The organism is Pseudomonas putida, assembly GCF_028682475.1.
GTDB classification, from domain to species: Bacteria; Pseudomonadota; Gammaproteobacteria; order Pseudomonadales; family Pseudomonadaceae; genus Aquipseudomonas; species Aquipseudomonas putida_AG.
The window spans coordinates 27,156-42,779 of record NZ_JANHLE010000012.1; the positions used below are offsets into that span (position 1 = coordinate 27,156).

17 protein-coding genes and 1 pseudogene are annotated in these 15,624 nt (G+C 60.8%); 10 read left to right on the forward strand and 8 right to left on the reverse strand.

Features of this window, described 5'->3' with window-relative positions:
- Positions 1-80: 80 nt before the first annotated feature.
- Positions 81-1,292: a GGDEF domain-containing protein gene (locus NPS47_RS12175; protein ID WP_274295196.1), complete on the forward strand. Its 1,212-nt coding sequence runs from the start codon at positions 81-83 to the stop codon at positions 1,290-1,292.
- On the opposite strand, the gene NPS47_RS12180 is transcribed toward NPS47_RS12175, so the two are convergent.
- Complete coding sequence (locus NPS47_RS12180) at positions 1,234-2,094, reverse strand: LysR family transcriptional regulator (RefSeq protein WP_274295197.1); 861 nt, start codon at positions 2,092-2,094, stop codon at positions 1,234-1,236. The genes NPS47_RS12175 and NPS47_RS12180 overlap by 59 nt on opposite strands.
- 93 nt (positions 2,095-2,187) lie before the next feature.
- Between NPS47_RS12180 and NPS47_RS12185 the strand changes: the two genes are divergently transcribed.
- The 4 genes from NPS47_RS12185 (at position 2,188) to NPS47_RS12200 (ending at position 5,952) form a co-directional block, all read left to right on the forward strand.
- The gene (locus NPS47_RS12185) at positions 2,188-2,637 is read left to right on the forward strand and encodes a multidrug/biocide efflux PACE transporter (RefSeq protein WP_274295198.1); all 450 of its coding nucleotides are present in this window, start codon (positions 2,188-2,190) and stop codon (positions 2,635-2,637) included.
- A 79-nt stretch (positions 2,638-2,716) separates the two neighbouring features.
- A complete protein-coding gene (locus tag NPS47_RS12190; RefSeq protein WP_274295199.1) occupies positions 2,717-4,006 on the forward strand; it encodes an NAD(P)/FAD-dependent oxidoreductase in 1,290 nt (429 codons plus the stop codon).
- 12 nt (positions 4,007-4,018) lie between these two features.
- Positions 4,019-4,576, forward strand: a complete 558-nt coding sequence (locus tag NPS47_RS12195) for a helix-turn-helix domain-containing protein (RefSeq protein ID WP_038612709.1) — start codon at positions 4,019-4,021, stop codon at positions 4,574-4,576.
- A gap of 23 nt (positions 4,577-4,599) precedes the next feature.
- Positions 4,600-5,952, forward strand: a complete 1,353-nt coding sequence (locus NPS47_RS12200) for a glutamine synthetase family protein (RefSeq protein WP_274295200.1) — start codon at positions 4,600-4,602, stop codon at positions 5,950-5,952.
- 57 nt (positions 5,953-6,009) lie between these two features.
- Here NPS47_RS12200 and NPS47_RS25640 read toward each other — a convergent pair whose 3' ends face one another.
- Positions 6,010-6,204 carry a VOC family protein gene (locus tag NPS47_RS25640; protein WP_337993420.1) on the reverse strand — a complete coding sequence of 65 codons (195 nt, stop codon included), beginning with the start codon at positions 6,202-6,204 and terminating at the stop codon, positions 6,010-6,012.
- Between NPS47_RS25640 and yghU the strand changes: the two genes are divergently transcribed.
- The 4 genes from yghU to NPS47_RS12220 all read left to right on the forward strand — a co-directional run bounded on the left by yghU (position 6,203) and on the right by NPS47_RS12220 (position 12,239).
- Positions 6,203-7,042, forward strand: a complete 840-nt coding sequence (yghU, locus tag NPS47_RS12205) for a glutathione-dependent disulfide-bond oxidoreductase (RefSeq protein WP_274295201.1) — start codon at positions 6,203-6,205, stop codon at positions 7,040-7,042. The two genes, NPS47_RS25640 and yghU, sit on opposite strands and share 2 nt — an antisense overlap.
- A 257-nt stretch (positions 7,043-7,299) precedes the next feature.
- Entirely contained in the window at positions 7,300-10,716 is a 3,417-nt protein-coding gene (locus tag NPS47_RS12210) for an Ig-like domain-containing protein (RefSeq protein ID WP_274295202.1), read from the forward strand.
- A 41-nt stretch (positions 10,717-10,757) separates the two neighbouring features.
- The gene (locus tag NPS47_RS12215) at positions 10,758-11,750 is read left to right on the forward strand and encodes an SCO family protein (RefSeq protein ID WP_274295203.1); all 993 of its coding nucleotides are present in this window, start codon (positions 10,758-10,760) and stop codon (positions 11,748-11,750) included.
- Positions 11,751-11,765: 15 nt separating this feature from the next.
- Positions 11,766-12,239, forward strand: coding sequence for a copper chaperone PCu(A)C (locus NPS47_RS12220; RefSeq protein WP_274295204.1), 474 nt, complete (start codon positions 11,766-11,768; stop codon positions 12,237-12,239).
- Here NPS47_RS12220 and NPS47_RS12225 read toward each other — a convergent pair.
- From NPS47_RS12225 to NPS47_RS12235, 3 genes are all read right to left on the reverse strand, one after another.
- The gene (locus NPS47_RS12225) at positions 12,233-12,667 is read right to left on the reverse strand and encodes an MAPEG family protein (protein WP_274295205.1); all 435 of its coding nucleotides are present in this window, start codon (positions 12,665-12,667) and stop codon (positions 12,233-12,235) included. The genes NPS47_RS12220 and NPS47_RS12225 overlap by 7 nt on opposite strands.
- A gap of 17 nt (positions 12,668-12,684) precedes the next feature.
- Positions 12,685-13,260 (reverse strand): hypothetical protein, encoded by a 576-nt coding sequence (locus tag NPS47_RS12230; protein ID WP_274295206.1) that lies wholly within the window; start codon positions 13,258-13,260, stop codon positions 12,685-12,687.
- A gap of 106 nt (positions 13,261-13,366) precedes the next feature.
- A complete protein-coding gene (locus NPS47_RS12235; RefSeq protein ID WP_274295207.1) occupies positions 13,367-13,636 on the reverse strand; it encodes a hypothetical protein in 270 nt (89 codons plus the stop codon).
- Between the two features lie 132 nt (positions 13,637-13,768).
- Between NPS47_RS12235 and osmE the strand changes: the two genes are divergently transcribed.
- Positions 13,769-14,131: an osmotically-inducible lipoprotein OsmE gene (gene osmE / locus NPS47_RS12240; protein WP_274295208.1), complete on the forward strand. Its 363-nt coding sequence runs from the start codon at positions 13,769-13,771 to the stop codon at positions 14,129-14,131.
- A gap of 174 nt (positions 14,132-14,305) precedes the next feature.
- Here the strand turns inward: osmE and NPS47_RS12245 are convergent.
- From NPS47_RS12245 to NPS47_RS12255, 3 genes and pseudogenes are all read right to left on the reverse strand, one after another.
- Positions 14,306-14,467 (reverse strand): annotated as a pseudogene (locus NPS47_RS12245) (anti-virulence regulator CigR family protein); the annotation flags it as partial.
- A 70-nt stretch (positions 14,468-14,537) separates the two neighbouring features.
- A complete protein-coding gene (locus NPS47_RS12250; RefSeq protein ID WP_274295209.1) occupies positions 14,538-14,729 on the reverse strand; it encodes a hypothetical protein in 192 nt (63 codons plus the stop codon).
- A 187-nt stretch (positions 14,730-14,916) separates the two neighbouring features.
- Positions 14,917-15,363 carry a hypothetical protein gene (locus NPS47_RS12255; protein WP_274295210.1) on the reverse strand — a complete coding sequence of 149 codons (447 nt, stop codon included), beginning with the start codon at positions 15,361-15,363 and terminating at the stop codon, positions 14,917-14,919.
- Between the last annotated feature and the right edge of the window lie 261 nt (positions 15,364-15,624).

Genomic DNA, 15,624 nt, shown 5'->3' on the forward strand with positions numbered 1-15,624 from the left:
GCACCCTGCTGGCAAAGTACCATCTGCTCCGCTAGCATGCCGCTGAAAACCGGCGCAAGGCCGCATGGAGAGCGAAACGAGTGCTGCTGAGCATCCCGACCCTGTTGATGGTGGCCGTGTTCATTTTCGGCCTGATGGGTCTGTTGACCCTGCACGCCTGGAGCCGTGGCGTGCGCGAGCAGACGCTTGGCTACCTGGGGAGCATGCTGATACTTGCCGCCCTCGGCGCAACCCTGGTGAGCCTGCGTGGCCAGGCCCCCGACTTCATTTCGCTGGTGCTGGGCAATATCGTCCTGTTGCTGGGGGCGGCGCTGAACTGGACCGCCATGCGCGTGTTCGGGGGGCGTCCCGCGCACCTGCCTGGCATTTTCGCCGGAGCCCTGTTCTGGTTGTCGTGGGGGCTGTTGCCAGGCTTCTACGGCGACCTGGGCCTGCGCGTGACCTTGTATTCGCTGCTCACTGCCATCTATGGTGGCCTGTCAGTGTTCGAGTTGTGGCGCAACCGCAAGCACCTGGAAGTCGCTTACCTGCCTGCATTGCTACTGACCCTGGCGCACACTGGCTTTTACGCCGTGCGCACCTTCGCCGACCACGGGGTGTCCCTGGAACATGCGTTGGCCAGCACTGGCCACGGCACGATTTTTTTCGCTTTTCTGCTGTTCGAATCGATGCTCTACGCCATCGGCATTGCCTATGTCACCCTGGCTATGGTGCGCGAGCGCACCGAGCTGAAATTCAAGGCTGCGGCCTATACCGACCCGCTGACCGGCATCGGCAATCGTCGTGCATTCATGTCGCGTGGCGCGCAATTGCTGGCGGGCTGTGCCCGCCGCGGCGAGCCGGTGGCCCTGTTGCTGTGCGATCTGGATCACTTCAAACGACTCAACGATGCCTATGGTCACCAGACCGGCGACCAGGTGCTGATTGCCTTCAGTCAGGTCGCCAGCCAGAGCATTCGCCGGGAGGACGAGCTGGGTCGTATCGGCGGCGAAGAGTTCGCCTGTCTGCTCGGCAACGCGGACGAACACGAAGCCCTGCGGGTCGCCCAACGCATCTGCAGCAGCTTCCACGCTTTGCCGCTGCTGGATGCGGGACAGCTGAGCGTCAGCATCGGCATCGTTGCCGGTAACGCCGACGAGCATGACCTGTCGCGCCTGCTGTCGATGGCCGACGGCGCCCTGTATGCGGCCAAGGACGAAGGTCGTAACCGCGTGCGCGTGTATCGTCGGGCTGTCAGCGCTCCCGGGCCAGCCAGTCCAGCAACCACAATCCCGCAGGCCCCGGTGGGTTGAGCCGAGACCAGGCCGCATCCACGGCAATCGGCCGTGGCCACCCGCCCAACGTCAGCTCGACCAGCTGGCCGTGGCCGTACTGCTGCACCAGGCCGTGCGGCAACTCGGCCCAGCCAAAGCCTTGCTCGGTCATTTCCAGCAGCAACAGGTAATCCGGCGCCGACCAGACCCGCCCCTGCGGCTTGTTCTCGCTGTCGGCATAGGTATTGAGGTACAGCTGGCGATGGCTGGCCAGGTGCGCCTGGGTCGGCTGCTGCAGCGCTGCCAACGGATGACCGCTGGCGACGAAAATGCCCATCTGCGCTTGCCCGGGCAATCTGCGCACGCCGATGTCCGGCGGGTAATGCGCTTGCGCCGCCAGCAAACCCAGATGCGCGCGACCGCTCTGCAGCAGGCTCAAGACGTCCCCCGCTTCAGCGATCATGCATTCAAGTTCGATGTCCTGGTAGCGCTGCTCGAACTGGTGCATCACCTGGTTGTCCGGGGTGAGCTGATACATGTCCGAGAGGACGATGGTCAGCCGCGGTTCGACGTTATCGGCCAGGCGGATGCTCAGCTCGTCGAGCCGCTCGCTGGCGGCGAGGATTTCCTGAACATGCCCGAGCACCTTGCGCCCGGCTTCGGTCAGCACCGGGTGACGGGCCTGACGGTCGAACAGGCTGACGCCCAGATCCGCCTCCAGGTTGGCGATCGCGGCGCTGATGGTCGACTGGCTTTTGCGCAACTTGCGCGCCGCTGCCGAGAAGGAGCCAAGGGCGACGGCTTCGACAAAGGCGTGTAGAGCTTCGGGGGAATAGCGCATTGGTCTATCGCTTTTATCGATGGAATCCATTTTTAACATAAGCAAAAAAGCGATGACAATCACTTCATCGAATCCAACCGTTCAGGTGATGTCATGCGTGTTTCCAACAAATCCTTCGTCGAGCGGATCGTCCACGCCGTAGGCTTCGAGGCCATTGCCGTGCTGATCTGCGCCCCGCTCGGCGCCTGGCTGCTCAATCGCTCAATGCTCGAAGTCGGCACCCTGGCCGTGGTCCTGTCGACTGTGGCGATGCTCTGGAACATGCTCTACAACAGCGTGTTCGACCGGCTCTGGCCGGCTGAGCGGGTCAAGCGCAGCGTTAAGGTCCGGGCCCTGCATGCCAGCGGTTTCGAGATCGGTTTTGTCGTGATCGGCGTGCCGATTGCCGCGCTGATGCTCAACCTGTCGCTGGTGCAGGCGTTCATGCTGGAGATCGGCTTCTTCGTCTTCATGCTGCCCTACACAATGGCTTACAACTGGGGCTATGACCTGCTGCGCCAGCGGCTGCTCAAAGGCCACAACGCAGCGCTGCAGGTGCAATAAACCCAAAGGGCTTGGACTGGTGAAATTTATCTGGTAGTTTTTCATGAAAATATACCAATAAAAATTCACGAGACTCGCCATGTTCAAGCAATCCGCCCAGCATGTCGGCAGCTATTACGCCCGCACCTACCCCGGTGCCATCCCGTTGCGCCCTACCCTGCATGAGCGCCTGGACACCGAGGTACTGATCATCGGTGCCGGCTTCAGCGGATTGCACACGGCCCTGCGCCTGGCCCTGGCGGGCAAGCGGGTGACATTGCTGGAGGCCAGCCGTGTGGCCTGGGCGGCCTCAGGGCGCAATGGCGGGCAGGCATTGCTGGGCTGGTCGTGCGACATGCACCCCCTGGAAAAAGCGCTGGGCCTGGAACGCGCCCGGCGCCTGTGGGACAGCATGCGCTGGGCCGCCCAGGAGATGCGCGAACTCCCCGAACGCCATGGTTTCGAGATCGACTACCGTCCCGGCAGCCTGTGGACCGCCGTACTGCCCCGGCGCGTCGGCATGCTCCGCGAAGCCCAGCGCGAAGCCTGCGAAAAATGGGGTTACGACGAGCTGCAACTGATCGAACGTGACGCCTTGCCGGAGTGGATCGACAGTCCGCGTTACCAGGCTGCGCTGTACGATCCGCAAGGCGCCCACCTCAACCCGTTGAAACTGGCCCAAGGCCTGGCATCGGCGATTGAAGAAGCCGGCGGACGCATCTACGAACAGACCCGCGTACTCGATTACCGTGAAACCGCCAATGGCTTTGTCGCCCGTACCGAACATGGCGAAGTGCATAGCGACGTCCTGGTCTTGGCTTGCAATGCCTACATCGACAAGCTTGACCGGCAACTGTCACGCCGCCTGCTGCCGGTAGGCTCCTACCAGGTGGCTACGGTGCCGCTGGACCCCGCCTTCGCACGTTCGCTGCTGCCACGTAATAGCTGCGTGATCGACAACCAGTTCGTCCCTGACTACTTCCGCCTGACCCCGGATCACCGCCTGCTGTTTGGCGGTGGCTGTACCTATCTGGGCGGCATTCCCCAAGACGTTGCCGCCGCCACCCGCCCGGTGCTGGAGCGCGCCTTCCCGCAGCTGCGCGGGGTTGCCATCGAGCATGCCTGGGGCGGCCATCTGGACTGTAGCCTGCGGCGTACCCCGGATATTGGCCGCAGCGGCCAACGCTACTGGTTGCAGGGCTTCTCCGGGCATGGCGTACTGCCGACCCTGGCCGGCGCCCGCGCCGTCAGCGATGCCATTCTCGGCGACAGCGAGTTGCTGGCGTTGTACCAGGCCATCGACAACGGCCGCTTCCCCGGCGGCGATCTGCTCGCCGCCCCGCTGGAAGCCGCGGCCAAGGCCTGGTACCGCCTGCGCGACAATCTTTGAGAGGACACCACCATGGACATGCAGGATGAAATCGAAGGACTGGCAATCCTGATCCGTGACCTGCGTAAACACCGCAACCTGACGCTCGGTGAACTGGCCCAGCGCATCGATCGTTCGGTCGGCTTTCTGTCCCAGGTCGAGCGCGGCCTGTCGCGTCCCACCGTGGCCGACCTCACTGCCATCAGCGAAACCCTCGATGTGCCCACCACCTACTTCTACAACCTGAGCAAACCACGGGAAGTGGACTGGGTTACCCGCCCGGGCGAGCGGCGCACGCTCTACTACGCCGGCGGCATCACCGACGTACTGGTCTCGCCCAAGCTCACCGGCAGTTTCTCCATGCTCGAAAGTCACCTGGCACCCGGCGCCACCAGCGGCGAGGGGCACTTGAACGACAGTTCCGAGCAAGGCGGTTTCGTTCTCGAAGGGCAATTGAGCCTGTGGCTCGATGACAGTGAAGAACCGGTGACCCTGGGCCCCAACGACAGCTTCCAGCTTCCGCCACACAGCCAGTTTCGCTACGCCAACCTCACCGAGCAACCGACCCGGGTGCTCTGGGTATTCCGTTGAACCACGCTGCAGGATCGCAATCGATGACAACAACAAAAAGCTTTCCCGATCTGCTCACTGAAGTCCGTGACTTTCGCGCCCGCTTCCCCGAGGTGCGCTATGTCGACCTGATCAGCCTGGACATTCCCGGGCACTTCTATGGCAAGCGCTACCCTATCGACATGCTCGAAAAGGTCGCTGCCGGCAGCCCCTTGAAACTGCCACAGAACTGCGTGCTGCTGGGCGTCCAGGGCGGTCTGTTCCCGATTGGCGACTACTGCTTCCACGACGGCGACCCGGACGCGCCACGGCGCCTGATTCCGGGCACGCTCAAGCCAGTGCGCTGGGAGAACCAGCCGCTGGGGCAGATGCTGATCAGTTCCGATGGCACCCACGCGCCCATCGAATTCGAACCGCGGGAAGTGCTCGCCCAGGTCCTGCAGCGCCTGGAGCGTCGCGGCATTCGCCCGGTCGTGGCGTTCGAGCTGGAGTTCTACCTGTTCGACCGCAGCCTCAAGGAAGGCCTGCCTCAGTTTCCCCGCGACCCGTTCAGTGATGACCCTGACGACCAGCCGAACATGCACATCGAGCGCCTGTCGCGCTACTCCGACGTACTGCGCGACATGGTCGAGGCCGCCAATGAGCAAGGCGTGGACGCCAACGTCATCACCGCCGAACTTGGTCCCGGTCAATTCGAAATCAACTTCGGTCATTGCGACGACGGCCTGCGCGCCGCCGACTGGGCGGCGCTGTTCTGCCGCAGCACCCGTGGCGTGGCGCTCAAGCACGGCATGCGCGCCAGCTTCATGAGCAAACCTTACCTGGAGGCTCCGGGCAGCGGCATGCATGTGCATGTCAGCCTGTATGACCGCGATGGCAACAACCTGCTCGCCGCCGATGAGCAGCGCCCGTTGCGCCATGCCGTGGCCGGCTGCCTGGAGCTGTTGCCGCACTGCATGCCGATCTTCGCCGCCAACCACAATGCCATGCGCCGCTATGGCGCCATGGTCAACGCCGCCAGCCGCGCCAGCTGGGGCTTCGAGGATCGTGACGCGTGCATTCGCATCCCCGAGTCCGATCCGCGCAACCTGCGCATCGAACATCGCCTGGCCGGTGCCGACGCCAACCCTTATCTGGTCCTGGCCGCCATTCTCAGCGGCATGGAACACGGCCTGGATGCCGCCCGCGAGCCTATTGCCCCACTCAATGAAGATCGCAGCAGCGGCATCGAGTTTCCCAAGGACATGCTCAGTGCCGTCAGTGCCATGCGCCAGCACCCGGTGGTCAACCAGAGCCTGGGCAGTGAGTTCGTGATGGTTTACTGCGAGAACAAGCGCCAGGACCATCTGGCGTTCATGCAGGACATCAGTGCCCGGGAGTACCGCTGGTTCCTTTGATCCAGAGGGAGCAACTGTCTGACGGTGGGAGCGGGCTTGCCCCGCGATTGCGGTATGTCAGTCACATCGCATCGCGGGGCAAGGCCCGCTCCCACCGGTTCTGGGTAGACCCAATGTTCGCGTGCGCTCAAACTCGATTTTGAAGTCCAACACTTCGCCGTAAAAGCGTAGGCTTTGCTTCAGATCGGAAACGGTCAGCTCTGGCACCAGGGCGAACCATAATCGTTGAGCAAACCAGGAAGTTGACCCCATGAGCAAAGCTCCCTACACCCCGCCCAAGGTCTGGACGCATGACGCACCGTCGGGTGGCGAATTCGCCAACATCAACCGGCCAGTCGCCGGGCCGACCCATGACAAGGTACTGCCGGTCGGCAAGCACCCCTTGCAGCTTTATTCATTGGCCACCCCCAATGGCGTGAAGGTCACCATCCTGCTCGAAGAACTGCTGGCGCTTGGCGTAACCGCAGCCGAATACGACGCCTGGCTGATCCGTATTGGCGAAGGCGAGCAGTTCTCCAGCGGCTTTGTCGAGATCAACCCCAACTCGAAGATTCCGGCCTTGCTGGACCGTAGTGAAGAGCCTGCCATTCGCGTGTTCGAGTCCGGCTCGATCCTGCTGTACCTGGCAGAAAAATTCGGTCACTTCCTGCCCTCCGACCGCGCCGGGCGGACGGAAACCCTGAACTGGCTGTTCTGGCAAATGGGCGCAGCGCCGTACCTTGGCGGCGGCTTCGGGCATTTCTATGCCTACGCGCCGGAGAAGTTCGAATACCCGATCAACCGCTTCACCATGGAAGCGAAACGCCAACTTGATGTGCTGGATCGCCGCCTCAGCGAAAACCGCTATCTGGCGGGTGACAGCTACACCATCGCCGATATCGCGGTCTGGTCCTGGTACGGCCAGCTGGTGCTGGGCAACCTGTACTCGGCGGCTGAGTTCCTCAATGTGCAGCAATACACCCACGTGCAACGCTGGGCACAAGAGATCGCCAAACGCCCGGCGGTACTGCGCGGGCAACGGGTGAACCGGACCTGGGGGGATGAAGCGAGCCAGGTGCCGGAGCGGCATCAGGCGGCGGATCTGGACTGATTCTCGATCAGCGCGGGGGGGGGGGAAATGGTCACCCAAAACCAAATATGGGGATCTCCCCCCACTCACCTAAAGAGTCGGCTTATCGCCCGTCCTGGTGGCGAATTTCAAGCCTTTGAATAAAAACAGTTTTTCCTGCAGAAACCCTCGATTTTCCGAGTTGGTGCGTTTTTTGCCCCTGCCATCACCAAATGGCAGTTTGACATTCATATGGCATCGCACCAGCGCCCAACCGGGTACGGAACGAGGTAACCGCTATGCACAACACCCCTACGCAGCGCCGATCGACCCGTGAACTTTTCCGTTACTCAGGCGTTGCTTCTGCGCTGCTGATCGCACTCGGGATTTCATCTGCCAGTGCCGTGCCGATGGACGACACCAGCCCACCGTCGCCAACCGACCCCTCGGCCTACACCCCCCTCCCTGCCACCCCTCTGGAGCGGCAGCAAGCGCTGGATGGGTTGAAGTTGCTGCCCGAGGGCAACCACGGATCGCTCGCCTTGCCCGATGGCGCGTACGGTGACCGCACCACGCCCCGGACTGAAAACGTGCTGCCACCGGCCAAGCAGACATCCTTCAACTATCCCACCAATGGTTTGGCCAGCCCGCTGTTCGGGGCGCAACCCTTTACTCAGCAGATGCTGCTGTACGAAGAATTCGGCCCGGAGAAACTCGACCCGACCGTCGAAGCCGGCACCATCCCCTTCCCGGTTCCCACCACAGGCCCTGCCCCCGAGCAAGACCCCAACAATGTCGCGCGCAGCGGCCCCACCGGCGCAGCGCTGGAGGCCTTTCTCCGGCAACCCGGGCTGCTGCCGTTCCCGACGCAATATGCCAACGTGCTCGATCGCAACCCCTGGAAGGCGCAAATCGAAGCCTTCCTCAACCGCCACCCGGTCGGCTCGCCAGCCGAAGGCCGGCCACCGGGAAAAGGCTGGTCGCATCAGCGCTGGAACGAGTTCTACCCGCAGGCGGCGATCAAGACTGCGCAAGCCGGCGCGCGGTACAACCAGGGCTTGCGTGACAGCCGGCAAATGCACGGCTACGCCAAAGGCGAGTTCGGCCCCGGCGGGCTTTATCACAACACCGCCGGTATACCTGCAACCGAGGGGACGGCCAAAGGCATCGGCATCCGCTTTCACCCGAACATGCCGATCCAGAACCACAACTCGCTGTGGACCTTCGACGGCACGCTGCCGCCCAAGTTGCTGATGGCCCGCTACGGCCAACCAATCCTGATGCGCCACTACAACGCCCTGCCCATCGACCCGGCAGCCAATGGCGGCTTTGGCCTGCACACCCTCAGCACCCACGAACACAACGGCCATAACCCGGCCGAAAGCGACGGTTATACCAACGCCTTCTTCTTCCCCGGTCAGTACTACGACTACCGCTGGCCGGTGCAACTGGCCGGCTACGACTCGATCAACACCAACGCCCAAGACCCCAGAGCCGCATTCCCTTGCGCCGAAGGGGAAACGCTCTGGGTCAACGATAGCCAGCCGGGGCTCAAGACCTGTCAGAACGGCAGCATCAAGGTCCGCGGTGACTGGCGCGAGACCATGAGCACCCACTGGTTCCACGATCACATGCTCGATTTCACCGCCCACAATGTCTACAAGGGCAACGCGGCGATGATGAACTACTACAGCGCCCTGGACCGCGGCAACGAGGCCCTGCAAGACGGCGTCAACCTGCGCCTGCCCAGCGGTTCGGCATTGCCCTGGGGCAACCGCGACTATGACGTCAACCTGACCTTTGCCGACAAGGCCTGGGACCAGAGCGGCCAACTGTGGTTCAACCCGTTCAACATCGACGGCTTCATCGGCGACCAGATGATGGTCAACTGGCTGTACAAACCCTACTTCGACGTGCGTGCGCGCAGCTATCGCCTGCGCATCCTCAATGGCTCGGTGTCGCGCTACATGAAGGTCGCCGTGGTCCGCGAAGTGCGCGGTAATGGCGGTGAGTTCCGTGGCCCGCAGGGTTCCGGGGTGTCGTACAACCGGGTGCCGTTCCACATGATCGCCAACGACGGCAACATCATGGAACATGCCATCCCGTTCGACGGCAGCATGGACCTCAACGGCAACGGCGACCTCAAGGACGACAACGGCATCATGCCGACCATGGCCATCGCCGAGCGCTACGACATCATCATCAACTTCGCCAAGCACGGGATTCAACCCGGCGACAAGATTTTCTTCGTCAACCTCATGGAGCACGACACCGGCAAAGGCCCAAGCGTGGACGCGGTGTCGCTGGCCGATGTGCTGTCGGAGAAATACAAGGCGGTCATCGACCAGACCAGCAAGGGCCCCCGCTGGCGCGATGGCGACCCGGTGGTCGGCAAATTCCTGCAGTTCAACGTCAAGCCTTACAGCGGCACCGACCTGAGCATGGACCCGGTGGCCTACGAACCGGCCAAACCGGGCAAGGCCGCCGGCAAGAAAATGATCCCGCTGACCATCGACCGCAACGATCAGAACATGCAGGCCAAACTCAAGCAGGCACGCCACCGCAGCTTCGAATTCGGTCGCTCCGACGGTACCGACACGGCGCCCTGGACGATCAAGACCGACGGCGGCTTTGGCTACTCCATGGACCCGCGGCGGATCACTGCTTCACCGCAGCTGGCCACGGGCCCGACCGATGCCGGTTACGCGGGGGAAGGCACCCTCGAAGTGTGGAAGATCAAAAACGGTGGCAACGGCTGGAGTCACCCGGTGCATGTGCACTTCGAGGAAGGGGTCATTCTCAACCGCGACGGCAAGGCACCGCCAGAGTGGGAAAAATGGGCACGCAAGGACCTTTATCGGGTCGGACCGGAAGTCGACAGCTCCGGCGAGCTGGAAATGGCGATCCGCTTTCGCGAATTCGCCGGTACCTTCATGGAGCATTGCCACAACACCCAGCACGAAGACAACTCCATGTTGCTGCGTTTTGACCTTGAGCGCCCGGGTCAGTTCGAGCTGATGCCCTCGCCGATGCCGACCTGGGATGGTGTCGAGTACATCAGTTCCGCCGCCCTGCCCGGCTTCCGCGATGAGGACGACGAAGGGCCGGGAGAAGGTCCAGACGACAACCAGCTGCCTGTGGCCAGGGATGACAGCGGCGCCACCAAAGCCGGCGTGCCGATCACCCTCAATGTGCTGGCCAACGACAGCGACCCCGATGGTGACGTGCCGCTCAGCGTCGTCAGCCTGGGGCAACCGGACTCCGGTCAGGGCAGCGTCAGCAGCAACGGTACCCAGGTGACCTTTACTCCCCCCGCGACGGTAAACGAGGCCTACAGCGCGGTCTTCGAATACAAGGTCAAGGATGCCCGCGACGGCGTGTCGAAACTGGCGGCCAACGTGAGCGTTGCAGTCACTCCGGCGGCGGTAGAGGTTGATCAGAACCTCAAGGTCACCAGCGCCACTGTCACCGTGCGCAGCAACAACCGCTATGCCTGGGACCTGATGGGGACCAGCTCGATGAAGATTGGCGAAACCCTCGCAATCACTGCATCGACCACCAGCGGACCGTTGACTCTGGGCACGGCGACGGTGTTGTCCGGCGGTACCTGGCGCCTGTCCGCCAGCACCACTGGCAGCGGACCTTCGCCTAACCCGACGGTAACGATCAAGCCGCTTAACGGTAAAGCCATCACGGTTCCATTAACCGTACGTTGACACCCGGCGCTGATCATTTACATCTTCAGGAGGTACAGGACATGGGCTGGAACACCGCGAAAATACTCCGCCGTTTGCTGCTCGTTGCACTGTGCGGCGGGCAATGGTCACTCGCGGCCGCCAGCGAAAGCGCCCCGCCCCAGCAATGGGGGCGGGACTACTTTCCCAACACCCCGCTGATCAACCAGGACGGCCAATCAGTACGGTTTTTTGATGACCTGATCAAAGACAAGGTGGTGGCCATCAACTTCATCTTCACCACCTGCACCGACTCCTGCCCACTGGAAACCGCGCGCCTGCGGCAGGTGCAGAAACTGCTCGGCGAGCGCGTGGGTCGCGATGTGTTTTTTTACTCGATCAGCATCGATCCAGAAACCGATACCCCGGAAGTACTCAAGCACTATGCGGAGAAATTCAAGATCGGCCCCGGCTGGCAGTTTCTGACCGGTAATAAAGACGACATCACCCTGTTGCGGCAAAAGCTCGGCCTGTTCATCAAGGGTGTCGATGACGGACAAACCAAGGACCATAACCTCAGCCTGATTATCGGCAATCAAAGCACCGGGCGCTGGATGAAAGCTTCCCCGATGGAAAACCCCTATGTACTGGCCGACCGCCTGGGCAAAAGCCTGCACAACTGGAAGCTGGCCAGCACGGACACCAACGACTACGCCCAGGCCCCCAACGTGCGCCAGCCCAGCGTCGGCGAACAGATCTATCGCACGCGCTGTTCTTCCTGCCACACGCTCGGCGATACCGAGCACGCCGGGATGCGCAGCATTGGCCCGGATCTACTCGGCGTCACCCGCCAGCGCGACCCCGCCTGGCTGACCCGCTGGATCAAAGAACCTGATGTGATGCTGGCAGAGAAGGATCCGCTGGCCATGCTGCTGTATGAACAATACAACCGCCTGGCGATGCCCAACCTGCGTTTGGGCGATGTCGAGATCGCTGCCTTGCTGACTTACCTGGAAGAAGAGACCGAGCGCCTGCAGACCCCGGCGCCCATCACGACTTCGCAAACAAGCCGCTAAGAAAGGAGTTCAACCATGGTTAACCGACTATTGCTGCTGTGCACAGTGTTCGCCTGGAGCTCGCTGAGCCTTGCCCAGGAGTACCAGCTCGGCGAGCTGCTGATCACCCAGCCCTGGTCACGTGAGTTACCCGTCGAGCTGCCGGGCGGCTCGGCCTATTTCACTGTGCACAATCACGGCAGCGAAACAGATCGCCTGATCGCTGTCAGCAGCCCTCGCGCGCAAACATCCAGGCTGCATACCCAATCCGGCAATGACGGCATGATGAACATGCAGCATGTTGCCGGCATGGACATTCCGGCCCATACCGAGGTGACCTTCCAACCCGGCGCCAACCACGTGATGTTGTCGGGCATGGAACAACCCCTGAAAGCCGGGGAGCAGTTCCCGCTGACGCTGGAGTTTGAAAAGGCCGGCACGATTGAAGTGCTGGTCGAGGTCCGGCCGGTTGAAGCACAGGCCAGCCACGGCACCGTTCACGTTCACTGACTGCCTCCTGCACCGCTGGCGAGTGCCAGGAGCCGAACGACCCAATAGACGGCGATCGCCAGCTGTACAGCAAACGCGGCAAACCTGCAGAAGACCGCCGCAACACGTTGCGAAGCCAGATGAATGCAGGACTGAAGCAGTCGCGCGACCAGAAACGCGTAGGCCAGTGGATCGGTGATCGCTGTTTGCCCGGTGAGCAAAGCCAGGACTAACAGGCCGCCAAAAATGGGCAGCCCTTCCACACAGTTTGCGTGCGCCCGCGCCAGGCGCTGCATGAAGGGGGAAAGCGTGGCGTTGTCCGGGGTGAATTGATTGGCCGGCACACCTTTGAACAGCACGAGAAAACCTCGCAGCAGCTCCATCAGAACAAGTAACGCCAACGCCCACGCAATGAATCCGGCCAATACGATCGCACTTGGACTTGTCATCGCACTTCCCTCAATGATCACTGACGATCCCGCCAGCGATCCGAATCGTAGACATAAGAATCGCCAAGGATGCTGTCGTAGCGAATCAGCAAGCGTAATCGATCCTTGGCAATGGCCATGACCGCCGCCGGCTCATGGTCTGCCAGCATCACTGTAGTGGTGTTGAATTTTTTCCCAGGCGGGATGAACTCACCGACGATGAACAATTCGGCATGTTGTTCATAGGGAATATCCCCGAGCAACAGGCAACTGGCCGCCTCGAGCAAATCCGGGCCCTCACCCTGCAGTTGCCTGCCATCGACCCAGAGGCACACTTCACGAATGATGGCCGGCCCCAGCCCGTTGTTTTCCAGGGTGAAACAGTAGGATTTTGCCTTGATGTCGGTGCTGTTCCAGGCTGACAGGTGTGGCGTTGCCATGCGCCGATTGTGTTGTTCATGCATCTTTATCTGCCTGGCGCTGAAGCGTACGGCGATACACGCGACAAACACCGAAGCAAACGCCGCCAAGGCCGTCAACAGCGTTGACACCTCAGACAACCAGCCTTCCTGGGCCGATACGACGTACACCACATAATCCTGTACAGGTTCCATGTGGCCCATCCCGGCGCTGTCGAAACGTCAGACCTGCACGCTCATCATTGCTCTGAGAAGCATAGCAATAGGTTGATAGCGTATCGGTTTTGCGCTGGTTACTGGCCTACTGAAGCTTGCGGCGAATAATCTGAATGCCAATCACCGGGATCGCCGCAGCGCCAATCACCAGCCACCAATCGGCATTGTCCCGACTGAACGTTTCAACGGCAGCTAGATACAGGCCAAAGGCGGTAGTGACGCTGCATGCTGCAATCAGCGCCAGCCATTTAATACCGGTCATCGGCCCGAACAGTGCGTTTCGATGAGCAAAGCAGAGCAACCAGAAGTACATCCAGATCACCGCACCGCTCATGTAAAAGCCCAGGACCAGCAAGTCCCCCAGCATTCCTGCTCCGTGCATTTGAATCTCTCGTGCGCAAATTTGGCGTGCCTTGCGGCGCTCGGCTTTACTTTAACTGATGTGCCCAGGCGTTTCTTTACGACGCTCACTTGCGGGAGCACTGCCATGAACAAAGTTATTTTCGCGCTGGTCGCCATGCTGTCAGCAACCAGTGGCTGCGCTACTGACGCCTATGTCTATCGTGACCAGCCGCTGGTTGCCAAGGTCGAAACGGGCATGGACAAAGAACAAGTCCAGCGCATTGGCGGTAAACCATTATCAGAAACCCAGCGTACCGTAGTGCCCGGTACCTGTTTCGACTATCTGCTCAGCCAAGCCGGCAAAAAGCAGCCTTACCATGTCAGCTTCGATGGCGCGGGAAAAGTGGACCACACCAGTTTCATGACCTGCGCAGAATGGAGTCGTGCCCAGCAAAAGTCCAGGGAAGCACCTAGCAACATGGGAGGGATGGGAGGGTCGGGTTATTAGCACTGCATTGCAGAATCGATCAACCACCACGCTAGCAAGGCGCGCGTCAGCAACATGAAAAAGCACACGAACACCAAGGTATTGAGCCTTGCCTGAAACAGCCCGCCATTAAGCGGGCTTTTTCAAGACTTCACAAAGGTGCTGTTAACTCAATGTGAAAAAACGATCCGCCACCTAGTCCAGAGCGCCATTGAGCACTTCGTAAATGATCCCCGTCGCAATAGCGACCAGAATCAGATCCGTCCCGGCTTGTTGCCACTCATAACCATCGTAATGCGGCAGATGGTCCAGCAGCCGTCCATCAAGCTTCTTCGCGATTCCAGGTGGCAGCGGCTCACATGCCTAAGCATCAGCAATAGTCTCTAACCCACAGGTGTGAAAGCCCAGCACGAGGGCTGGGCTAAGATTATTTTCTGTTTTCCATCATTTTGTCGGCGAGCGCTTTGGCCCGCTCAATCAACAGATTTTGCCGATCTTCGTGAGTGGCGCCTCCTACAATCGGTGCAGTCAGATTGCTTTCCGCAATCAACGCAGCACAGAAGTACTTATCCCAAACGGTTTGCGCCGACAACGGTTGATCCAGGTGCTTGGTATCCATATGCGGCTCCTTCTGATGAGGTAGCACTGCTATTTTACGCCCGGAACGCGAGCATTCCGCGTTGCTGGAGATAGTCGGCAAACTGTGTGGGGCTCTGAAATCTAAGGGTGCCAAATGCAAAAGCCCAGCGCGGGGCTGGGCTTCGCCGGAGTATTCAGACCGACTTGCTACTCAAGGATCAATCGTATCATCGATCATTTTTAGAGGACGACCTGGCCGCATTGCCTAGCCCTTTCGCATTATGATCACCCGGCGTGGTAGACGATATTGCAGTTGACTTGGACAAGCCGCGGGTGTCCTTGGAATGGGCGATACCGGAAGTAGCCGTACCATGACCATTATCGTCATTGCGATCACTGCCGTAGTGGTGACCACTCACGCCATGATCTCGCGTCGCCTTACCGGAGTGATCGTCTCCAAAGCCGGCACCGTTGCTTTTACCACCGTGGCTGCCATTCCCTGCGCCCATGCCGCCGTGCCCACTACCGTGGCCACCTCCATTTCCCCCACCGTGACCACCTCCGCCCCCGTTACCCCTGGCATAGGCTGAGCCGATAGGAGAAAGGTCGGCCGGTAATAACGCTGTTGTCCCCAGCAAAAATGCACAGGCAAGCGCGGCCATGGTTTTCTTCATTTTTTGTACGGCTCCACAGGTAGGATTGAGTATCCAGTAGGACCGGCCTCGCCTCGCTAAGTTCTTGCCCAGCCGACGAAATGCCTAATTTGGAATCGCACGCCCAGCCCATAAGATCAAACACTTGTTAGTCATTTCCGCGCTTAGTTAAAAACAAACTAATTCAGCCGTCCGAAAACCTGAACCGCAAAGACAATAACGGTCATAATACCCGGCTATTAATCCGATCACTCAGCGCCCTCTCGCAGAGCAGGCTTATTC